Annotated in this window: 17 protein-coding genes; 5 read left to right on the top strand and 12 right to left on the bottom strand. The window is 58.8% G+C overall.

Going from position 1 to position 18,413, the window contains the following annotated elements; genetic code table 11:
* Positions 1-46: 46 nt before the first annotated feature.
* On the bottom strand, positions 47-871 hold the full coding sequence (gene dkgA, locus FKM52_RS18925) for a 2,5-didehydrogluconate reductase DkgA (protein ID WP_141177715.1): 825 nt from the start codon (positions 869-871) through the stop codon (positions 47-49).
* A gap of 209 nt (positions 872-1,080) precedes the next feature.
* Between dkgA and FKM52_RS18920 the strand changes: the two genes are divergently transcribed.
* Positions 1,081-1,974 carry an AraC family transcriptional regulator gene (locus FKM52_RS18920; RefSeq protein WP_141177714.1) on the top strand — a complete coding sequence of 298 codons (894 nt, stop codon included), beginning with the start codon at positions 1,081-1,083 and terminating at the stop codon, positions 1,972-1,974.
* 22 nt (positions 1,975-1,996) lie between these two features.
* Here FKM52_RS18920 and FKM52_RS18915 read toward each other — a convergent pair whose 3' ends face one another.
* The 5 genes from FKM52_RS18915 to FKM52_RS18895 all read right to left on the bottom strand — a co-directional run bounded on the left by FKM52_RS18915 (position 1,997) and on the right by FKM52_RS18895 (position 6,961).
* Positions 1,997-2,662 (bottom strand): DedA family protein, encoded by a 666-nt coding sequence (locus FKM52_RS18915; RefSeq protein WP_141177713.1) that lies wholly within the window; start codon positions 2,660-2,662, stop codon positions 1,997-1,999.
* A 126-nt stretch (positions 2,663-2,788) separates the two neighbouring features.
* Positions 2,789-3,982, bottom strand: a complete 1,194-nt coding sequence (gene metC, locus FKM52_RS18910) for a cystathionine beta-lyase (protein WP_141177712.1) — start codon at positions 3,980-3,982, stop codon at positions 2,789-2,791.
* Between the two features lie 147 nt (positions 3,983-4,129).
* Positions 4,130-5,416, bottom strand: a complete 1,287-nt coding sequence (locus tag FKM52_RS18905) for a TRAP transporter large permease (RefSeq protein WP_141177711.1) — start codon at positions 5,414-5,416, stop codon at positions 4,130-4,132.
* A gap of 13 nt (positions 5,417-5,429) precedes the next feature.
* Positions 5,430-5,936 carry a TRAP transporter small permease gene (locus FKM52_RS18900; protein WP_141177710.1) on the bottom strand — a complete coding sequence of 169 codons (507 nt, stop codon included), beginning with the start codon at positions 5,934-5,936 and terminating at the stop codon, positions 5,430-5,432.
* 50 nt (positions 5,937-5,986) lie between these two features.
* The gene (locus FKM52_RS18895) at positions 5,987-6,961 is read right to left on the bottom strand and encodes a TRAP transporter substrate-binding protein (protein ID WP_141177761.1); all 975 of its coding nucleotides are present in this window, start codon (positions 6,959-6,961) and stop codon (positions 5,987-5,989) included.
* Positions 6,962-7,326: 365 nt separating this feature from the next.
* On the opposite strand from FKM52_RS18895, the gene exbB reads away from it, so the two are divergent.
* The 3 genes from exbB to tcuC all read left to right on the top strand — a co-directional run bounded on the left by exbB (position 7,327) and on the right by tcuC (position 10,250).
* Positions 7,327-8,049, top strand: coding sequence for a tol-pal system-associated acyl-CoA thioesterase (gene exbB, locus FKM52_RS18890; RefSeq protein WP_141177760.1), 723 nt, complete (start codon positions 7,327-7,329; stop codon positions 8,047-8,049).
* 5 nt (positions 8,050-8,054) lie between these two features.
* On the top strand, positions 8,055-8,477 hold the full coding sequence (gene exbD, locus FKM52_RS18885) for a TonB system transport protein ExbD (protein WP_141177709.1): 423 nt from the start codon (positions 8,055-8,057) through the stop codon (positions 8,475-8,477).
* A 453-nt stretch (positions 8,478-8,930) separates the two neighbouring features.
* The gene (tcuC, locus tag FKM52_RS18880; RefSeq protein ID WP_141177708.1) at positions 8,931-10,250 is read left to right on the top strand and encodes an MFS transporter; all 1,320 of its coding nucleotides are present in this window, start codon (positions 8,931-8,933) and stop codon (positions 10,248-10,250) included.
* Here tcuC and FKM52_RS18875 read toward each other — a convergent pair whose 3' ends face one another.
* From FKM52_RS18875 to FKM52_RS18850, 6 genes are all read right to left on the bottom strand, one after another.
* Positions 10,251-11,240 (bottom strand): Csu type fimbrial protein, encoded by a 990-nt coding sequence (locus FKM52_RS18875; protein WP_141177707.1) that lies wholly within the window; start codon positions 11,238-11,240, stop codon positions 10,251-10,253. It lies immediately after the preceding gene.
* Entirely contained in the window at positions 11,237-13,690 is a 2,454-nt protein-coding gene (locus FKM52_RS18870; RefSeq protein ID WP_141177706.1) for a fimbria/pilus outer membrane usher protein, read from the bottom strand. Before FKM52_RS18870 ends, FKM52_RS18875 begins: the two co-directional genes overlap by 4 nt.
* Positions 13,691-13,693: 3 nt before the next feature.
* On the bottom strand, positions 13,694-14,398 hold the full coding sequence (locus FKM52_RS18865) for a fimbrial biogenesis chaperone (RefSeq protein WP_141177705.1): 705 nt from the start codon (positions 14,396-14,398) through the stop codon (positions 13,694-13,696).
* Between the two features lie 21 nt (positions 14,399-14,419).
* Positions 14,420-14,926 carry a Csu type fimbrial protein gene (locus FKM52_RS18860; protein WP_377092329.1) on the bottom strand — a complete coding sequence of 169 codons (507 nt, stop codon included), beginning with the start codon at positions 14,924-14,926 and terminating at the stop codon, positions 14,420-14,422.
* A 37-nt stretch (positions 14,927-14,963) separates the two neighbouring features.
* Positions 14,964-15,533, bottom strand: a complete 570-nt coding sequence (locus FKM52_RS18855) for a Csu type fimbrial protein (RefSeq protein WP_141177704.1) — start codon at positions 15,531-15,533, stop codon at positions 14,964-14,966.
* A gap of 248 nt (positions 15,534-15,781) precedes the next feature.
* The gene (locus tag FKM52_RS18850) at positions 15,782-15,967 is read right to left on the bottom strand and encodes a hypothetical protein (RefSeq protein WP_141177703.1); all 186 of its coding nucleotides are present in this window, start codon (positions 15,965-15,967) and stop codon (positions 15,782-15,784) included.
* A gap of 266 nt (positions 15,968-16,233) precedes the next feature.
* On the opposite strand from FKM52_RS18850, the gene FKM52_RS18845 reads away from it, so the two are divergent.
* Positions 16,234-18,318 (top strand): putative bifunctional diguanylate cyclase/phosphodiesterase, encoded by a 2,085-nt coding sequence (locus FKM52_RS18845; RefSeq protein WP_141177702.1) that lies wholly within the window; start codon positions 16,234-16,236, stop codon positions 18,316-18,318.
* Positions 18,319-18,413: the final 95 nt, after the last annotated feature.

Genomic DNA, 18,413 nt, shown 5'->3' with positions numbered 1-18,413 from the left:
CCGCTCTCTCCGTGCGGGCACAATACTGGCAGCAGCGCCCCGTAACTTAGTTCAGCTCATCCGGGTGCGGCCCCAGACGGTTACCGCTATCAAGCTTCGCGATCTCGCTAATCTCCCTCTTCTCCAGACGGAAATCAAACACGTGGAAATTCTCCTCAATGCGCGACGGCGTCACCGACTTCGGAATCACTACCAGACCGCTATCCAGATGCCAGCGAATCACCACCTGCGCAGGCGTCTTACCATACTTCTTCGCCAGCTGCTTAATCACATCCTGATCGAACACGCCCTTGCCGCCCTGCGCCAGTGGGCTCCAGGACTCGGTCTGAATCTGATGCATCGCATTCCAGGCATGCAGTTCGCGCTGCTGTAGCATCGGATGCAGCTCTACCTGATTAACTACCGGCGTCACGCCCGTTTCATCAATCAGCCGCTTCAGATGCTTCTCCTGAAAATTACATACCCCAATACTCTTCGTCAGACCCTGCTGCTGCAGCTCAATCATCCCCTTCCAGGCCGCGACATAATTGTCGTTGCCGGGGCAGGGCCAGTGCATTAAATAAAGATCCACCGAATCCAGCTGCAACTTTTGCAAACTGCTCTCCATCGCCTGCTGCCAGTTCAGCTGATCCTCATTCCACAGCTTGGTGGTCACGAAAATATCCTCGCGCGGCACGTCGGTCTGCTGCAAAGCCTGACCGATACCTTCCTCATTCTTATAAATAGCGGCGGTATCAATAGAGCGGTAGCCAACTTCCAGCGCCTTCAGCGCCGCATTGCGCGCCTCCTCAATGCTGGCCTGCCACACGCCCAGTCCCAGCTGTGGCATCATATTGCCGTCGCGCAACTTAATAATCGGTTGGTCTGCCATAACGTCTCCTTAATGGGGTAATTAGACCGGATAACGCTTAAGTCTAGTCGAGATATCCTCGCGCGCCTGAGGCGCAACCCATTGTGGTCAACGGCTGCCGGCGCCTCAATGCTCGTTTCTGCGGGAATCTTGCCTGATTCTGCTAACGGCTGGAGAATTGCATCCACAACGGGCACACTGCCGTAAAAATTTCTCAGCGAGTAAACACAATGGAGCGTGAAGCGATCTGCGCCACCCTGGCGCAAAAAGTCATACGGCTGCGTAAGGCAGGGCGCGCCGCGCTGCCGGAGCTGCCGGAAGTCCAGCTGCTCTACGCCGACCACCCCTGCGGGCGCACTCCGGTCATGTATCGTCCCGGTATCGTCGTACTGTTTCAGGGCAAAAAAGTGGGCCATATCGGCGCTACTACCTTCAACTATGACGCCAGCAAATATCTGATGCTCACCGTTCCGCTGCCGTTCGAGTGTGAAACCTTCGCCACGCCGGAAACTCCGCTGGCGGGGATGATGCTGCATGTGGATATGTTGAAATTGCAGGATCTGCTGATCGAGCTTAACAACGATGACAGCTTCCAGCCGAAACCGCTCAACCAGGGCATCCACTCCGCGTTCCTTTCGGAAGCGCTGCTCTGCGCCACCGAACGGCTGCTCGACGTTATGCAGCATAACCGCGATGCGCGCGTGCTTGGCCCGCAGATCGTGCGGGAAATCCTCTATTACGTCCTCACCGGCCCGTGCGGCGGCGCGCTGCTGTCGCTGGTCAGCCGCCATACCCGGTTCAGCCAGATCGCGCGCGCGCTGCGCCGTATTGAAACCAGCTACACCGATAGCCTGAGCGTGGAGCAGCTGGCGGCGGAGGTTAATATGAGCGTCTCGGCGTTCCACCATAGCTTCAAGGCGGTTACCAGCACCTCGCCGCTGCAATATCTGAAAAGCTATCGCCTGCACCAGGCGCGCACCATGATGCTGCAGGAAGGGCTAAAGGCCAGCGCGGCGGCGATGCGGGTAGGTTATGAAAGCGCCTCGCAGTTCTCGCGCGAGTTCAAACGCTATTTTGGCGTAACGCCGGGGGAGGAGATAATGCGTATGCGGCTGGCGGGATAACCATCCCGCCGCCGCAGCGGATTCAGGCACGCTGGCGCTGACGGCGCTTTTTCCAGATCAGCGCGATACTGCCCGCCAGGCCGAGGAACAGCAGGGCAACCGGCAGAATAATCAGAATCGCCATTACCTGATCTTCGTGACGCTTAATAAAGGGTACCTGGCTGATACCGTAGCCGAAAGCAACCACAATCGTTACCCACAGCAGGCCGCTCAGCCAGTTAAACAGCTGAAAACGCCCGTTTTGCAGGCCGGAAATGCCCGCCATGGTAGGCAGCAGCGTGCGGACGAAAGCCAGGAAACGCCCTACCAGCAGCGCCATCAGACCGTGGCGGTTAAACAGATGCCAGGCGCGCTGGTGGTATTGCGCCGGCAGATGCATCAGCCAGCTTTTCACCAGTTTAGTGTTGCCAAGCCAGCGCCCCTGTAGATAGCTCAGCCAGCAGCCGAGGCTGGCGGCGGTGGTCAGGATCACCATGGTGGGAATAAAATCCATCACGCCCTTGGCGATCATCGCGCCCGCCAGCAGCAGCAGGCTGTCGCCGGGCAGGAAAGAAGCGGGGAGCAGACCGTTTTCCAGAAACAGCGTCGTAAACATAATGCCGTAAACGATCCAAACCACGTCTGGATTGGCCAGCGCGGCAAAATCCTGATGCCAGAGCGCCTGGACAATCTCATGTATCACACCCATCTGCTTCCTCGTTGACTGTGGTAATCATTCTAAGTGTAACCGCAAACGGCCGCCCTTCTCCGCAGCAAAGGGAGCGGGGAGGCGCGCCGTTAAGCTTCTGTTTAAGGTTAGCGTGCTTTGCGCCGCCTATGCCTGCGCGATACGCGCAAAGCCGGCGGCTAAATCGGCAATCAGATCGTCGATATGTTCCAGACCAATATGCAGGCGAACCAGCGTGCCGCTAAAATCAACGCCGTTCACCGGACGGATCGCCGCCAGCTCCTCCGGCTGATTCGCCAGGATTAGCGACTCGAAGCCGCCCCAGGAGTAGGCCATGCTGAAATGGTGGAAGCCGTCGAGGAAGTGTGCCAGTTTTTCGTCGTTTAGTTTTTGTTCCAGCACAAAGGAAAACAGTCCGCTGCTGCCGCTGAAATCGCGTCGCCACGCCTGATGTCCGGGACACTGCGCCAGCGCCGGATGATTTACGCGCGCCACTTCCGCACGCTGCGCCAGCCAGTGAGCGACCGCCAGCGCGCTCTCCTCATGCTGGCGCAGGCGCACCGCCAGCGTGCGCAGGCCGCGGCTGGTGACATAGGCGGTATCGGCATCCACCATCTGCCCCATCAGATAGGAGTTCTCGCGCAGGCGATCCCAGCAGCGCGCATTGCTGACGGCGGTGCCGATCATCGCATCCGAATGGCCGACCAGATATTTGGTGCCTGCCTGAATGGAAATATCCACGCCGTGATCCAGCGGGCGGAACAGTACGCCCGCCGCCCAGGTATTATCCAGCATGATAATCGCTTCCGGCGCCTTGCTGCGCACCGCCTGCACGATCGCCGGCACGTCCTGCACCTCCATGGTGATGGAGGCGGGCGATTCAAGAAACACCACTTTGGTATTGGGCTGCACCAGCTCGGCGATCTCCGCGCCGATGCAGTGATCGAAATAGCGCGTGGTCACGTTAAGTTTGCTGAGGATCTTATTACAGAAATCCTGCGTCGGCTCATAGACCGAGCCGGCCATCAGCACCTCATCGCCCGCCTCGACAAATGCCAGCATGGCGTTGGCCACCGCCGCCGCGCCGCAGGGATAGAGCGCGCAGCCTGCGCCGCCTTCCAGCTCGCACATCGCTTCCTGCAATGAAAAGTGAGTCAGGGTGCCGCGACGCCCATAAAACAGCTCGCCCTGCGCCCGCCCGGCGGTAGCGCGCTTTTTATCGGCGACGGTATCAAACACCAGTGAAGAGGCGCGTTGAATCACGCTGTTAACGGAACCCTGCGTATAACGTTTTTTTCTTCCCGCGCCGACGAGGGTGGTTGCAATATTTTTTTTCGACATGCTGCCAGCGTTCCTGCCTGAGCCATAGTGAGCCTCTAACTTACCACGTTTAGCCCGCCGGGGTTGAGCGTGATTTGTCACTATCAGACAGTGGCTGCATCGGCAGGAAGAGGGCGGAAAGCGGTTGCGCTTCCGCCTTCTGTCGGATTACATCACGCCCATCATACGCGGCAGCCAGAGTGAGATGGCCGGAATATAGGTAATCATCATCAGCACCACGAACAGCAGACAGTAGAACGGCAGCATCGCCTTTACCACCTGTTCGATCTTCTGCTTACCCACCGCGCTGGCGACAAACAGCACCGAACCCACCGGCGGCGTGATCAGACCGATGCCGAGGTTGATCATCATAATCATGCCGAAATGGACCGGATCGACGCCGAGCGCGTTGGTTACCGGCAGCAGCACCGGCGTCAGAATCAGGATAATCGGCGCCATATCCATCAGCGTGCCGATCGCCAGCAGCAGAATATTAATGCACATCAAAATGACATATTTATTATCCGACACGCTGGTAAAGAATTCGGTAATCAGCTGCGGCAGCTGCATAAAAGTCATCACCGCGCCGAAGCCGGAAGCGAAAGCGATCAGCACCATCACGATGGTGACGGTTTTAATGGTGCGGAACAGCAGAATATGCAGCTGGCTCCACTTAAATTCGCGGTAGATGAACATGGTGACGAAAAAGGCCCACAGGCAGGCGATGGCCGCCGACTCCGAGGCGGTAAAAATGCCGGAGAGAATGCCGCCGAGAATAATCACCACGGTAAACAGGCCCCAGAACGCATCGAAGAAAATCTTCAGCGCCTGACGAAAGGGGATGCGCTCGCCGCGCGGGTAGCCGCGTTTGCGCGCGAAGCCGAGGCACATAATCATCAGACAGAGTCCCAGCAGCAGGCCGGGGAATATACCGGCGACAAACAGCGAGGAGATGGTCACCACGCCGCCGGTCGCCAGCGAGTAGATCACCGAGTTATGGCTGGGCGGCGTCAGCACCGCCTGCACCGATCCGCTGGCGGTAACGGCGGCGGCGAAATCGCGCGGATAGCCTTTCTCCTCCATTTGCGGGATCATTACCGAGCCGATCGAGGCGGTATCCGCCACCGACGAGCCGGAAATGGCGCCGAAAAAGGTGGAGGCGACAATATTTACCAGCGACAGGCCGCCGCGGATAAAGCCGACAAAGATATAGGCGAAGTTAACCAGCCGCCGGGCGATGCCGCCTTCAGCCATAATCGCGCCCGCCAGAATAAAAAAGGGTATGGTCAGCAAAGAGAACTTATTAATGCCGTTGGTTATCTGGATCACTACCGCTTCCAGCGGCAGATCGATCCACCAGGCGCCGATAAAGGCGCTGAGGCCGACGGCGAAAGCCACCGGAAAGCCAATCAGCAACAGAACTATCATACTGCCAACTAAGATCAGTGCGTCCATCATCAACTCCGAATCAGTGAGTGCCGCCGAGGCTGACCAGCGGGCGTCCGGATTGATCGCCGCACAGCAGGCGCTCAATCACAAACAGAATGGTTAACAGCGCGCCGACGGGAATCGGCAGATACATCTGACCAAAGGTCACCATCGGCAGCGAGGCCTGCGGCTGAAACCACATCGCTTCGCACAGCGCATAGCTGGCCTGGAAAATCACCAGGCAGGCCGCCAGCATCAACAGATCGCAGAGCAGCGCGGCGCTTTTCTGGCCGCGCGGCGGCAGGCGATCGGTCACCATTGAGACGCAAATATGCGTACCGGCGCGAAAGCCGACCGGCGCGCCGATAAAGGTAAAAATAATCATGCAGACGATGGCGACCGGCTCCGGCCAGGAAAGCGCATCGTTAAGCACGTAGCGCGCGAAGATCCCTACCGGGATCACCGCAACCATCAGCATCAGCGCAACTGCGGCGATCGTCATGCACAGCAAGTAGACCGCATCCATCAGACGTGAATAGGCAGACATAGTTTTTTACCTGGTTAGCAGCGCCGCGCGAGGCCGCGGCGCGAGAAAAGTTATTTCACCGCAGCGATTTGCTGCATCAGGTCCTGATAGTTCTTGCCATATTGATCGCGCACCGGCTGGGTCGCCTTGACGAAATAGTCGCGATCGATCTGCTGGAAAACCACGCCGCCCGCCTTCATTTTCTCCAGCGACTGCTGGTTATAGTCGGCCCACAGCCTGCGCTCATCCTCCTGCGCCTCTTTGCCCAGCTTGCTCAGCAGCGCGCGATCTTCAGCGGAAAGCTTGTCCCAGGAGCGTTTCGAGAACAGGATCATCTCCGGCTGTATAAAGTGGCCGGTGAGGGTGTAATACTTCGCTACCGGCATATAGTTATGGGCGACGAAGGTCGGCGGGTTATTCTCGGTGCCGTCGACCACGCCGGTTTGCATCGCGCTGAATACCTCGCTGACGCCCATCGCTACCGGATTCGCGCCCATCGCCTTCAGCGTTGCCAGGGAAATCGCGCTGTTCTGCACGCGGATCTTCATGCCCTTAAGATCTTCAGGCCTGGTTACCGGTTTTTTGGTGATCATGTTGCGCACGCCCGCATCGGTCCAGCCGAGGAACACCATACGGGTGCGGGGATCGTTATCAAACTTACTGACAATCGCCTTACCGATATCGCCATCCAGCACGCTGTGCATATGCGCTTCATCGCGGAAGATATAGGGCAGCGTCAGCACGCTGGTTTCCGGGGCGAGAGTGGAAACCGGCGCCAGCGATACGCGGATCATGTCTACCGCGCCGATCTGCACCTGCTGCAGCGTCTGCTCTTCATCGCCCAGCGTGCCGCCCGCGTAGACGCGCATTTCCAGGCGTCCGTCGGTGGCCTGCTTCAGCTTTTCGCCCATATGCTCAAGCGCAACGACGGTGGGATAGCCGGCGGGCTGGACCTCCGCCACTTTCAGCACCTTTGCCGAGGCGGCGGCGGCTAACAGCGCGGTGGATGCCAGCGTCATCGCCAGCAACAGACTTTTTACTCTCATCATTGTTCTCCTGCGCTTAAAGGGAGCCCCAAGCCTGGCTGGAAGAAGGGAAGGGTAGCGGTCTGACGCCAGCAGGGCTGATTCACTATAGATAAATTGCGCAGGCGGAAAATTGGCAGGGGTGAATTGAATGAATTGCATCACATAATTAAAACGATGTTTTAATAAATTTATATGCAACGTCACAGTTTAAAAACTATGCGTTTACATTGCGATCACATGGTAACGGGCAAAAAAAGTAAGAGATGAAATGTTTGTAAATAGTAATGATAACCACTATCAATTCACTTCTGTTTTGGTATGATCTAACCTGTTTTAATAAATTTCCTAAAGGTTGGAGATATAGCGTGGTAACCAGTGAGTTGATGCAGACAGATCTTTCCATCTGGGGCATGTTTGAACATGCGGACATCGTGGTAAAAGCGGTAATGATTGGTCTTCTTCTGGCGTCCGTCGTCACCTGGGCCATCTTCTTCGGCAAGTTTAGCGAGCTTTCTTCCGCGCGTCGTCGCCTGAAGCGCGAGCAGCAGACGCTGGCGGAGGCGCGTTCGCTGCGTCAGGCCGCTGAAATGAGCGACAATTTTGATGCCCGCAGCATGACCACTCAGCTGGTGCGGGAGGCGCAGAACGAACTGGAGCTTTCTGCCGGCGTTGAAGATAACGAAGGCATTAAAGAGCGTACCGGCTTCCGCCTGGAGCGTCGCGTTGCCGCCATCAGCCGCCACGCCGGACGCGGTAACGGCTTCCTCGCCACCATCGGTTCCGTCGCGCCCTTTATCGGCCTGTTTGGCACGGTCTGGGGCATCATGAACAGCTTTATCGGCATCGCTAAAACACAAACCACCAACCTGGCGGTTGTCGCGCCCGGCATTGCGGAAGCGCTGCTGGCGACCGCCATCGGCCTGGTAGCAGCGATTCCGGCGGTAGTGATCTATAACGTTTTCGCCCGTATGATCGCCAGTTATAAAGCCAGCCTGGGCGATGTTGCCGCGCAGGTCCTGCTGCTGCAAAGCCGCGATCTCGATCTGGCGCGCGGCAACGGCAGCGCGCAGCCGGTAGCGACAGCCCATAAACTGCGGGTGGGTTAAGCGTTATGGCGATGCGGTTAAATGACGATCTGGACAGTAACGGTGAAATGCATGAAATCAACGTAACGCCGTTTATCGACGTTATGCTGGTGCTGTTAATTATCTTCATGGTGGCCGCGCCGTTGGCAACGGTGGATGTCAGAGTGGATCTGCCCGCCTCGACCAGCGCGCCGCAGCCGCGCCCGGAAAAGCCGGTTTATCTCTCGATTAAAGAAGATAAGCAGATGTATATCGGCAACGAGGCGGTTTCCAGAGAGAACCTGATCGAGGTGCTGAACGCGCAGACGGCGGGTAAAAAGGATACCACCATCTTCTTCCAGGCGGATAAAGCGGTAGACTACGAAACGCTGATGAGCGCGATGGATGCGCTACGCGGAGCGGGCTACCTTAAAATCGGTTTGATGGGCATGGAAACCGTGCGGCAATAAACCCTTTATTCGCACCAGTAAAAACCGGAGCCTGCGCTGCGGTTTTTTTATGCCTGCGCGCACGGTATTTGCCCTGTTAGCCAGACGCTGGCCGGCGGTTAGCCGCGCCACGCGGCGTAAGCCGGCCGGCGCGGTTGCTTCATCCCTTAATTGATAAGTAAAAATCACTTCCAGGCCGGCCTGCCCGGCGAGAATATTACGCCCCGTAAGTAATATTAAGGTTTAAACAGCTGTAACCTATTAAAAAAACATGCACAGCGCAATAAAGTTAAAGATAAGAAAAAGTGAATGATATGCGCGAAAGCGCGCTTTGGCAGTTAAAAATATCCTACTTTTAACTCTGTTAAATAATGGTTACTAAATTGATGCGTATGTAAGGTTGAATGGTGAGGTAAATCACATTATGGCGTGAAGGATCGGGATAATAAGGGAAAAAAACACAAGGAAGCCACTATGTCATCTTCTCCCTGTTTACAAAAACCCTCCCGCAGCGGCGCCAAAACTATCTTTAGCGTAACCAGCGGTAATTTTCTCGAAATGTATGATTTTATGGTGTTTGGCTATTACGCCAGCGCTATCGCTAAAACCTTCTTTCCCGGCGACGATCCCTTTGCTTCATTGATGCTGACGCTGATGACCTTCGGCGCCGGTTTTTTGATGCGCCCGCTGGGAGCGATCGTGCTGGGCGCCTATATCGATCGCCACGGGCGACGTAAGGGGCTGCTGCTGACGCTGGGGCTGATGGCCATCGGCACTCTGACTATCGCCTGCGTGCCCGGCTACGCGACGCTGGGCGCCGCCGCTCCGGTGCTGATTCTGCTGGGGCGTCTGCTACAGGGCTTTTCCGCCGGCGTAGAGCTGGGCGGCGTTTCTGTTTATCTTTCAGAGGTGGCGCCGCAGGGGCGCAAGGGATTTTATGTCAGCTGGCAGTCCGGCAGCCAGCAGATTGCGGTGATCTTCGCCGCGCTGTTGGGCCTGCTGCTGAATCATCTGCTGGCGCCGCAGCAGGTAACGGAGTGGGGCTGGCGTATTCCGTTTGTGGTCGGCTGCCTGATTGTGCCTTTCCTGTTCTGGATCCGGCGGATGCTGGAAGAGACCGAGGCGTTCAGCCAGCGTAAACAGCGCCCTTCGATGCGCGCCATTATGCGTTCGGTTGCCGGTAACTGGGCGCTGGTGCTGGCGGGAATGCTGATGGTAGTGACTACCACGGTGATGTTTTACATGATTACGGCCTTTACGCCGACCTTTGGTAAAACCGTGCTGATGATGAGCGATAAGCAGAGCTTTCTCGTCACCCTCTGCATCGGTCTTTCTAATCTCATCTGGCTGCCGATTATGGGCGCGCTTTCCGATCGGCTTGGGCGTCGTCCGCTGCTTATTACCTTTACCCTGTTAATGATCCTTACCGCGTGGCCGGTGCTGCACTGGCTGGTGGGCGCGCCTTCATTCGCTCATCTGCTGGAGGCGGAGCTATGGCTGTCGTTTCTCTACGCCAGCTATAACGGCGCAATGGTGGTCTATCTGGCGGAGGTGATGCCGGCGGAAGTGCGCGCCAGCGGCTTCTCGCTCGCCTATAGCCTGGCGACCGCGCTGTTTGGCGGTTTTACGCCCGCTATCTCCAGCTATCTGATCCATGCTACCGGCGATAAGGCGATGCCCGGCATCTGGCTGACGCTGGCCGCCGTTTGTGGATTAATCGGCACGCTGATTATCAGGCGGCTGCTGAAGCAGTATCAAACGCGGCGCGATCCCGTTGCGGCCGCCGTGCTGTAATTAAAACGATAAATCCACTACTACGCTGTCGGTATAGTTTCCCGCCGGCGGCGTGTTTTGCGTGGTCAGGATGCGCGCCGTATAGGGAAAAGTACGCGTCAGGCCGTCGCTGCTGACCGTGGTCGCGTTAGCGCTGGACTGTCGCTCGCTGCCCGCTGGCCCCCAGCGGTTGCTGGTGCTGCCCTTGTAAATTTCATAGCTCAGCAGGCTGGCGCCGTTCGCCATATTACGCACGCTGCCGCTGGCGTGGCTGCCATTGCTCAACCCGACGGTATAGCTGCTGCCCTTGGTGCACACCACATTGATTGACTGCGAAACGCTGGAAAAGCCGCTGACCAGCGGCGCGCTGCCGAAGCTGACATTGGGCGCGGTAATGGTGGTGCAGTCGTTGGTAATGGTCAGGCTGAGGGTAATGGGAATGGTGCCGGAACCGTTCTGATCCTGGCCTGCCAGACAGATGCCGAGCGCGGCGATGCCGGTACAGATGCGGTAGGTAACGGCAAGATTAAGCGTCAAACTGTAGTTGCCGGCGGCGACCACCTGGCCCGGCAGCGTGCGCAGATACAGCGGAACTGAAAAGTTAAGCCCGCCGAGCAGGCCAATCAAATTTAACAGCTGCGAGGAGCTATAGGTTATCGGCGTTGCGCCGATGGTCATCTCCGTGGCGCAGTTGGCCGTGGTGCAAAGCTGTACCGGAATTCTGTCGCCGCTGGTATCGCCCGCGCGGGTCAGCGCGCCGCGGTTGCCGGCAACGCCGGAGGCGCTGGCCAGCTGTAAGGTGATGTTATTGTTCGACAGCAGCGCCAGGGTACTGCCGGAGCCGCAGTTAACGTTAGCGGTGGTGGAGCTGGTGCTGGCGGCGGCGTTAACGGTAAACGAGGTCACCGAGCCGAAGCTGGCGCTGGAGGCGGGCAGGGCGCAGGCCGCCTGCAGCATCCCGCTATAGCCTCCCGACAGCAGAGCGAAACACAGTAGCGGCGTTAGTTTCATGGCAAAATTCCTGCGGTAGCGTTAGCGGAAGTGCTGTCCGGCGCGTCATGCGGCGCCGGCGGCAGCGCGCAGACGATCGGGCCGTATGCTTTCAGCGCCTCCGGCCGTCCCTGCGCAAGGGAAAGATACGCGGTGCAGCGCCGCCCGTCCGGCGTCAGCACCTGCATTTCATTTTCGCGCTCCAGGTTGTCCAGCCAGGCGATGCCGTCCCAGCCGACATATTGCGCCGGCTGGCCCGCGCGCGTCACCTGGCTGGAAACCGGCAGCGGATTGCCCTGCGCATCGTACAGAATAACGCTGGCGGCGCGCAGCGGCTCGATCGGGAAGTTGAGCAGGTAGCCGCTCTGGCGCTTCACGGCAAAGCGTTGCTCTACCTGCGGCGCCGTCATATCCGCCGGCAGATCGAGCGCGTCGATATCATATTTCGCCGGATAGTAGGAGCTGATGCGCGGCACCAGCAGATAGCCCGCGCCATCGGTTCGTCCCATCGCCTGGTTTTCATAGCGCACGGTAACGCCCGGATAGCCGGTTTTTACCAACACAAAGGCGTCATTGATCTCGTTAGCGGCGAACCAGCGGTTATCCATCAGCACCAGCGAGCCGGTCAGATCCGCCCACTCGGTGCTGTTATCGCTGTCGCCGTAAAAACCGGCGGAGGTATCGATTTTCTGATTGCGCCAGCGCAGGCTGCCCTGGCGGTAGTCGCCGCCGCTGCTCTGGTTGGCCCAGGAGGCATCCCAGGCGAAGCCGCCGTCGCTCGGCATCGCGCGCGACAGGTAGATGCGCTGCGCGTCATGACCCTGTGCATCGCGCTCCAGATTGAGGCTGGCGCTGCCGTGCTCGCCGAAGGGAATAATCAGCGAAAGCGCGCCGCTCCATGCGTCGCTGCCCACGTCACGCGTTGCCGCGACGTACAGGCTGCTGTTGCCCCAGATATTTTTACTCCAGGAGAGGTTCCAGAGTCGGGTGCGATCGCCGCTGCCGCTGGTGATATCGATAAAGGCCGCGCCCAGGTTGCCGAAGCGGTTCAGAGAGAGGCTGGCGTTATACTGGGCGCTGCGGCGGCTGAGCGACCAGCTGATGTCGTTAACCGCGCCGCTGCGAATGCTGTAGAGCGCCAGATCGGCAAAGCCGGCGCTGCGGATGGCGTGCTGGGTGCCGAGGCTGAACCAGCGGTTATTGTACTGATAGCCCCAGCTGTATTGCGTGCCGCTGCTGTTCTTCATCCGGCTTTGCGCCAGCGCGCCGTTTACCACGCCGAATGCGCCCAGCTTAACCTGCGCGCCGCCGCCGCCCAGCGCCAGTCGATCGGCGCCTTCCGCATGGGTTTCCAGCGTCAGCCAGTCGGTAGCGCCGTAGCGCCAGGAAGCGCTGGCGGCGCCGCTGCCGTAATCGAAATTCTTAATACCGTAGTTATTGCGCAGCGCCCCGGCGGACAAGGCGTAATCGGACAGGCCAGGCTTCAGCAGATCGCTGGAGACATAAAACGGCAGGGCGGTGGTGACGCGGCGGCCCACCGCGTCGGTAGTGACCACTACCGCATTTCCCGCGCCGTTAACGAACGGCATATTGGTCATCGACCAGGGGCCGGGCTGCACCTGATTGCTGCTGGTGCGGTAGCCGTTGACGAACAGATCGACGGTAGAGGGCACCGCCGCCTGTCCGGCGAAGCTGGGCAGCGGCCAGGTAACGATATCGGGGCGAACGCTAAAATCGCGCGCCAGCTGAATGCCGCCCAGACGCACGCTGCTGCTCCAGCTCAGCGCATCGGTCACCAGATCGCCGACGCGCCAGCTCAGGATGCGATCTTCATCTTCGTAGCTCCACCAGCTGTCATAGCGGATATAGCCATCGTTAAGCGCGCTGCTGTTGCCGCTGAGCTGTTCCTGCCAGACGCCGTTGGAGGAGAACTGTCCCGCAGCGCCGAACAGCCGCAGCTCATTCCAGGCGGAGAGGCGGCTGCCCGCCTGGCTGTTATGGCTGGTATAGAGATCGTAGTTAAACAGGGCGCCGGCGCTGCTGCGTCCCGGATAGCGCGGCCTGTTATCGCGTCCGGCAAAGGTTTGTTCGGGCAGCCAGGCGCCGGGAACGGTCAGCATGATGCGCTGGCGCTGGCTGTCATAGCGTACGTCAACCTGCGGCATGGCGGAAACATCCACCTCCGGGCCGCTGAGCTTATCCGCCGGAATCCCCGCCTGCTGTAGATCGGCGGCGTGTAGCCAGTAGTGGCCGTGTCGCAAGGTTACCGGCACAATCTGCTGGCTCTCACGCTGGTTAACCGTCAGCCCCAGCATATACTGCTGGCTTTCGCCCTGCGTCGCCGTCAGCGTGGGCGGCGGCGGCAGTGAAGAGAAGGTTTCGGCAGCGCTGAACGGCACCGTCAGGCCGCCGCACAGTCCGACAACAGCCAGCGAGCAGCGGCGCAGCACAGGGCTGGGAAGCGGGCGCATAGCTTAACGCGCGCTGCTGGCGCTGCGCCAGGGGCGGTCATTGACCTCCGCCGCCAGTACCGCGCCGGAAGCGACGGCGGCGTTAAGCGGCCAGCGGTGGCTGCTGTTAGCCAGCACGTAGCCAAACAGTCCGCTGCTCAGTTCGCGCCCGTTCAGCGTGGCCTTGCTGAGGCGCGCATGAACCGCGCCGTGGTTGACGATCTCCAGCCAGCGCTGACCGCCTTCGCTGACCGCGCGCCAGCTGAGCTGCGGCTGAACATCCGCCGTCAGCCCGCTGCCGTACACAAACAGCGGCACCGAGTAGCGCATCTGAAAACGCAGCCCCGCCTGGTTCTCGCCTGGCTGCTGCGGCGTCGGGATCTCATCCAGCACCACGCGATAGGCGGCCTCCTGGCCGGCGGCGGGCGCGCTTTGCTTGATCAGCCGCACCAGCTGTTTCTGGCCAGGCTCAATGCGCACCACTGGCGGGCTGGCGACCACCTGTTGCTGCGTCTGATACTGTTCGCGTCCCGCTATTTGCTGCCAGGCGAAAATGCGCACCTGCATCAGCGTGGTGCCGCCGCCGCGATTCTCCAGCCACAGCTCGCTGGCTTTATCCTCGCTGATGATTTTGGGATCGATGGGCCAGATCATTACCGAGTTGGCGGCATGAGCAGCGAAGGTTAATGCCGTGAAGAGCGCCAGAATAAGCGTGCTAAGGCGAGTCATACCCGATGTCCTTATTATCTATTACCAGCCCAGCGTCACCGTCAACGTATCGTTATAGACGCCGGCGCGCTGGGCGCCGCTGAGCTGTAAAAGGCCGTAAATCGGCAAAATAATGTTATTGGCGTTGCCGTAACTCAGCGCTACGTTCTGGCTGACCGGAATTTCGCTGGCGGCGCTGTAGCTGGCGTTGGTAAACAGCCGGTAGGCTACCGTGTTGCTTCCGCTCGCCAGCTTCAGATTGCGCGTGGTGGTGTAGTTGCTGCCGCCGTTAATGCTCATGTTCAGCGTGGTGCCTGGCGTACAGGCGATAGTGATAGCGCTGTTCTGCACAAAGCTGGCCCCGACGCTGGCCGTTTCCACGCCGGAGCGGGTGCCGAAATTAAGCGAGCCGAACACGCCGGTATTGCTGCCGGAGATCACGCAGCCTGCCACCACCGCAGCGCTGACCTGAAAGGTTTGCGTCGGCAGCGCCAGCGCGTTGTGAGCGATCAACAGCAGCAGCGGGACGTAACGCCCCAGCGTGCGCAACCTTTGTTCCGGCACCTGGCTTTCCCTGCGCGCGACGTTAGTAGTTCACCGCAACGCTAATAGTGTCGGTATAGGTGCCGGCAGGAATGGCGGCGTTAAAACCGCCGCCGGTAATGCGCCCGAAAATCTGGTAGTTGTCGCCCAGCGTGGGGTTGGCGGTGCCGGTCGCGGGCAGGTTGGTATTGTTGGCGATGGCGTTGGTAAAGCCGGCATCGCTGTAGAGGGTGTAGGCGATGCCGCGGGTATTGTCGGCGCCGAGCAGCAGATAGCGCGGCTGGCCGGTCACCTCGCCATAGACGGTGGCCGGCGCAGCGTTACTGCTGGTGACCTGAACGTTATAGGTTTGACCGGTAGTGCAGCGTACGTAGATGCCGGTGCCCGCCGCCCCTACCAGCGTGGCGTTCAGGGTATCGAAGGTAGCGGCGCTGCTGCCGAAGTTCAACGTACCGAAGTTAACGCCCGTAGTGCCGGGCTGGCCGTTAACCAGACAGCCGGTAGTTAACGTCAGGGTGGCGTTAATGGTGCCGGTGGTGGTGGCGGCGAAAGAGGGCGCGGCAAGCAGCGGAAGCAAGCAGCCGGCAGCAACCAACAAAGACCTTGTTTTCATAAATATTTCTTACTGATAGCGATGGCGTATAAGCGTTATCACCTGGTGTTCAGTAAAGAGCAATACTCAAAAGCAGTAATAAAAAGGCACAGCTAAAAGTAAAAAAAAGGCGCATCCACAGCCTGCGCAGATTTGGTTTTAGTACATTTATATTAACTTCTCTTACTATATAACAGCGGTTAGCAAAGCGGTAAATACAAAGTTAAAAATTTATCTGCAGTTTTAGTCTGTATCGCCAGTTCCAGGCGTCACGCTGATCTCAGCCAGGCGCGAATAAACGACAGCGATCGGAGTTGTAACAACCCGCTGAGATCGGTGACAATGTCGGGCGCTTTCCCATACGGCGAAAAAGCAGCGTTCATGTAGTTTATGCTGGCACTGTTGCCGGGGGAAATGAGCGTGGCGGGCAGATAAATTTTTAAATCTTTCAGCATCAGAGGGCGGAGGCCGGCCGGGAGAGTACGGCAGATACGTAAAAATAAAATTTATGTTTTACCGGCGGTGCGGTGCTGACTTACTGAGGAAAACGGCTATAGCGAGCAATTTTTCTTCTCGCGTTAATCGTTTTTATTCATCAAGGCGGCGATAAGCATTGACGCCGGCTTGCCGATAATTTAGCCGTTAAAGGCCATCGCGTCCTTGCACTTTTATTCTTTTAATTTCAGCGCGTTGATGCAGACGCCTATTGGCAGGAATCTCTATGCTGGCAACTTCCTACGATACGATTATGGTGATTGTATCCATTATCGTGGCTTTTTTGGCCTCCTATACCGCATTAGATATGGCCGGACGCGTCGTTACCAGCACCGGAAACGCCGCGCTTGTCTGGCTGGGCGGCGGCGGCTTTGCGATGGGGATCGGCATCTGGGCGATGCATTTTATCGGCATGCTCGCCATGAATATGCCGATGATGATGAGCTACAGCGGCACGCTTACGCTGCTGTCGATGCTGATCGCTATCGCGGCCTCGATATTCGCGCTCTGGATCGTCTGCTTTGACGAGCTGCGCTGGCGGCGGCTGAGCTACGGCGCGCTGGTGCTGGGCAGCGGGGTAGTGGCGATGCACTACACCGGCATGGCGGCGCTGATGTTTAGTCCGGGCATCGTCTGGGACTGGCGCTGGATCGCGCTGTCGATCGTGATCGCGCTGCTGGCGTCGGGCACCGCGCTGTGGCTGGCTTTTCAGCTGCGTCAGGGGCCAGGGAGATTGACGCTGCTGCGTGCGGGCGCGGCGGTGGTGATGGGTTTCGCCATAGCCGGTATGCACTATACCGGCATGGCCGCCGCCAGCTTTCCGGCTGCCGGCCATGCGATGGCGCACGGCGTGGACAGCAACTGGCTGGCGATTCTGGTGGCGGTGGTCACGCTCTCTATTCTCGGCATTACTCTGCTGGTATCAATGCTCGACGCGCGTTTACAGGCGCGTACTTCCATGCTGGCCTCGTCGCTGGCGGAGGCCAACCGCGAACTGGCGCAGCTGGCTCTGCATGATAATCTGACGCGCCTGCCGAACCGCATCCTGCTGGAGGATCGCCTCGATCAGGCGATCAGCAAAGCCACGCGGGAAAACTCGCGTTTTGCGTTGATGTTTATGGATCTGGACGGCTTTAAGGCGGTTAATGACGCTTTCGGCCACCATATTGGCGATAGCCTGCTGGTGGCGGTGACCGAGCGAATGACCGCTAATATGACCGGGCACTACACGCTGGCGCGGCTGGGCGGCGACGAATTTGTGCTGCTTACCGAGATTGACGATCCCAACGACGCGGCCACTATTGCCGATGCGCTGGTCAGGCTGATTGAACAACCCTTCACCATTTCACGTTATGAGCTAATGGTTTCGCTCAGCATTGGCATTGCGGTCTATCCCGGCGACGGCGCCGACGAGCGCGAACTGATGTTTAATGCCGATGCGGCGATGTATCACACCAAAAACAACGGGCGTAACGGCTATAACTTTTTCCAGCGCTCGATGAATACCATCGCGCAGAGCCAGCTGCAGCTGGTGAACGATCTCTGGCTGGCGCTGGAGCGCGCTGAGCTACGGCTGTTTTACCAGCCGAAGTATACCGCGCCGAGCGGTCCAATCGTCGGTCTGGAGGCGCTGCTGCGCTGGCAGCATCCCCAGCGCGGTTTGCTGCCGCCCGACATTTTCCTGCCGCTGGCGGAAAAAAGCGGGCTGATTATTCACGTCGGCAACTGGGTGATTAATGAGGCGTGTCGTCAGCTACGCTGCTGGCATCAGCAGGGCCATGAAAACTGGTCGGTGGCGGTTAACCTGTCGGCGCTGCAGTTTGAGCAGAGCAGCCTGGTGGATACGGTGGTAACCGCGCTGGAGAAGCATCAGATACCGCCGCGCCTGCTGACGCTGGAAGTCACGGAAACCACGGCGATGCGCAATCCCGATGAGAGCGTACGCATCCTGACGGCGTTAACCGCCCTTGGCGTGCGCGCCTCCATCGATGATTTCGGCACCGGCTACTCCAGCCTGCTTTATCTGAAGCGCCTGCCCGCCAGCGAGCTGAAAATCGATCGCGCTTTTGTTAACGAGCTGAGCGAAAACAGCGGCGACGCCACTATTGTTTCGGCGATTGTGGCGCTGGCGAAGTCGCTCAATCTGAAGGTGGTGGCGGAAGGGGTGGAGACGCCGCAGCAGCAGAACTTTCTTACCAGCCTTGGCTGTAACAGCCTGCAGGGCTACCTGCTGGGCAAGCCGATTCCGCCGGAGCGTATTGATGAGCTGCAGGAGTTTATTTCGACCGACGCGCGCCAGACGGTTGCCTGAGCTGACGCCCAGCCGCCCGGCAAACGCTGACGGCGCTATGCTTATCGCCCACCCGGCAAACGCTGATGGCGCTATGCCTGTCGTCCGCCCGGCAA

This window comes from Mixta tenebrionis, from assembly GCF_006517625.1.
In the GTDB taxonomy this organism is placed as follows: domain Bacteria; phylum Pseudomonadota; class Gammaproteobacteria; order Enterobacterales; family Enterobacteriaceae; genus Mixta; species Mixta tenebrionis.
This window is presented reverse-complemented; position numbering and strand designations above follow the sequence as displayed.

Bases quoted from the DNA above. Each gene is read 5' to 3' on its own strand.
- dkgA (WP_141177715.1), bottom strand. From the start codon at position 871: ATGGCAGACCAACCGATTATTAAGTTGCGCGACGGCAATATGATGCCA.
- FKM52_RS18920 (WP_141177714.1), top strand. From the start codon at position 1,081: ATGGAGCGTGAAGCGATCTGCGCCACCCTGGCGCAAAAAGTCATACGG.
- FKM52_RS18915 (WP_141177713.1), bottom strand. From the start codon at position 2,662: ATGGGTGTGATACATGAGATTGTCCAGGCGCTCTGGCATCAGGATTTT.
- metC (WP_141177712.1), bottom strand. From the start codon at position 3,982: ATGTCGAAAAAAAATATTGCAACCACCCTCGTCGGCGCGGGAAGAAAA.
- FKM52_RS18905 (WP_141177711.1), bottom strand. From the start codon at position 5,416: ATGGACGCACTGATCTTAGTTGGCAGTATGATAGTTCTGTTGCTGATT.
- FKM52_RS18900 (WP_141177710.1), bottom strand. From the start codon at position 5,936: ATGTCTGCCTATTCACGTCTGATGGATGCGGTCTACTTGCTGTGCATG.
- FKM52_RS18895 (WP_141177761.1), bottom strand. From the start codon at position 6,961: ATGAGAGTAAAAAGTCTGTTGCTGGCGATGACGCTGGCATCCACCGCG.
- exbB (WP_141177760.1), top strand. From the start codon at position 7,327: ATGCAGACAGATCTTTCCATCTGGGGCATGTTTGAACATGCGGACATC.
- exbD (WP_141177709.1), top strand. From the start codon at position 8,055: ATGGCGATGCGGTTAAATGACGATCTGGACAGTAACGGTGAAATGCAT.
- tcuC (WP_141177708.1), top strand. From the start codon at position 8,931: ATGTCATCTTCTCCCTGTTTACAAAAACCCTCCCGCAGCGGCGCCAAA.
- FKM52_RS18875 (WP_141177707.1), bottom strand. From the start codon at position 11,240: ATGAAACTAACGCCGCTACTGTGTTTCGCTCTGCTGTCGGGAGGCTAT.
- FKM52_RS18870 (WP_141177706.1), bottom strand. From the start codon at position 13,690: ATGCGCCCGCTTCCCAGCCCTGTGCTGCGCCGCTGCTCGCTGGCTGTT.
- FKM52_RS18865 (WP_141177705.1), bottom strand. From the start codon at position 14,398: ATGACTCGCCTTAGCACGCTTATTCTGGCGCTCTTCACGGCATTAACC.
- FKM52_RS18855 (WP_141177704.1), bottom strand. From the start codon at position 15,533: ATGAAAACAAGGTCTTTGTTGGTTGCTGCCGGCTGCTTGCTTCCGCTG.
- FKM52_RS18850 (WP_141177703.1), bottom strand. From the start codon at position 15,967: ATGCTGAAAGATTTAAAAATTTATCTGCCCGCCACGCTCATTTCCCCC.
- FKM52_RS18845 (WP_141177702.1), top strand. From the start codon at position 16,234: ATGCTGGCAACTTCCTACGATACGATTATGGTGATTGTATCCATTATC.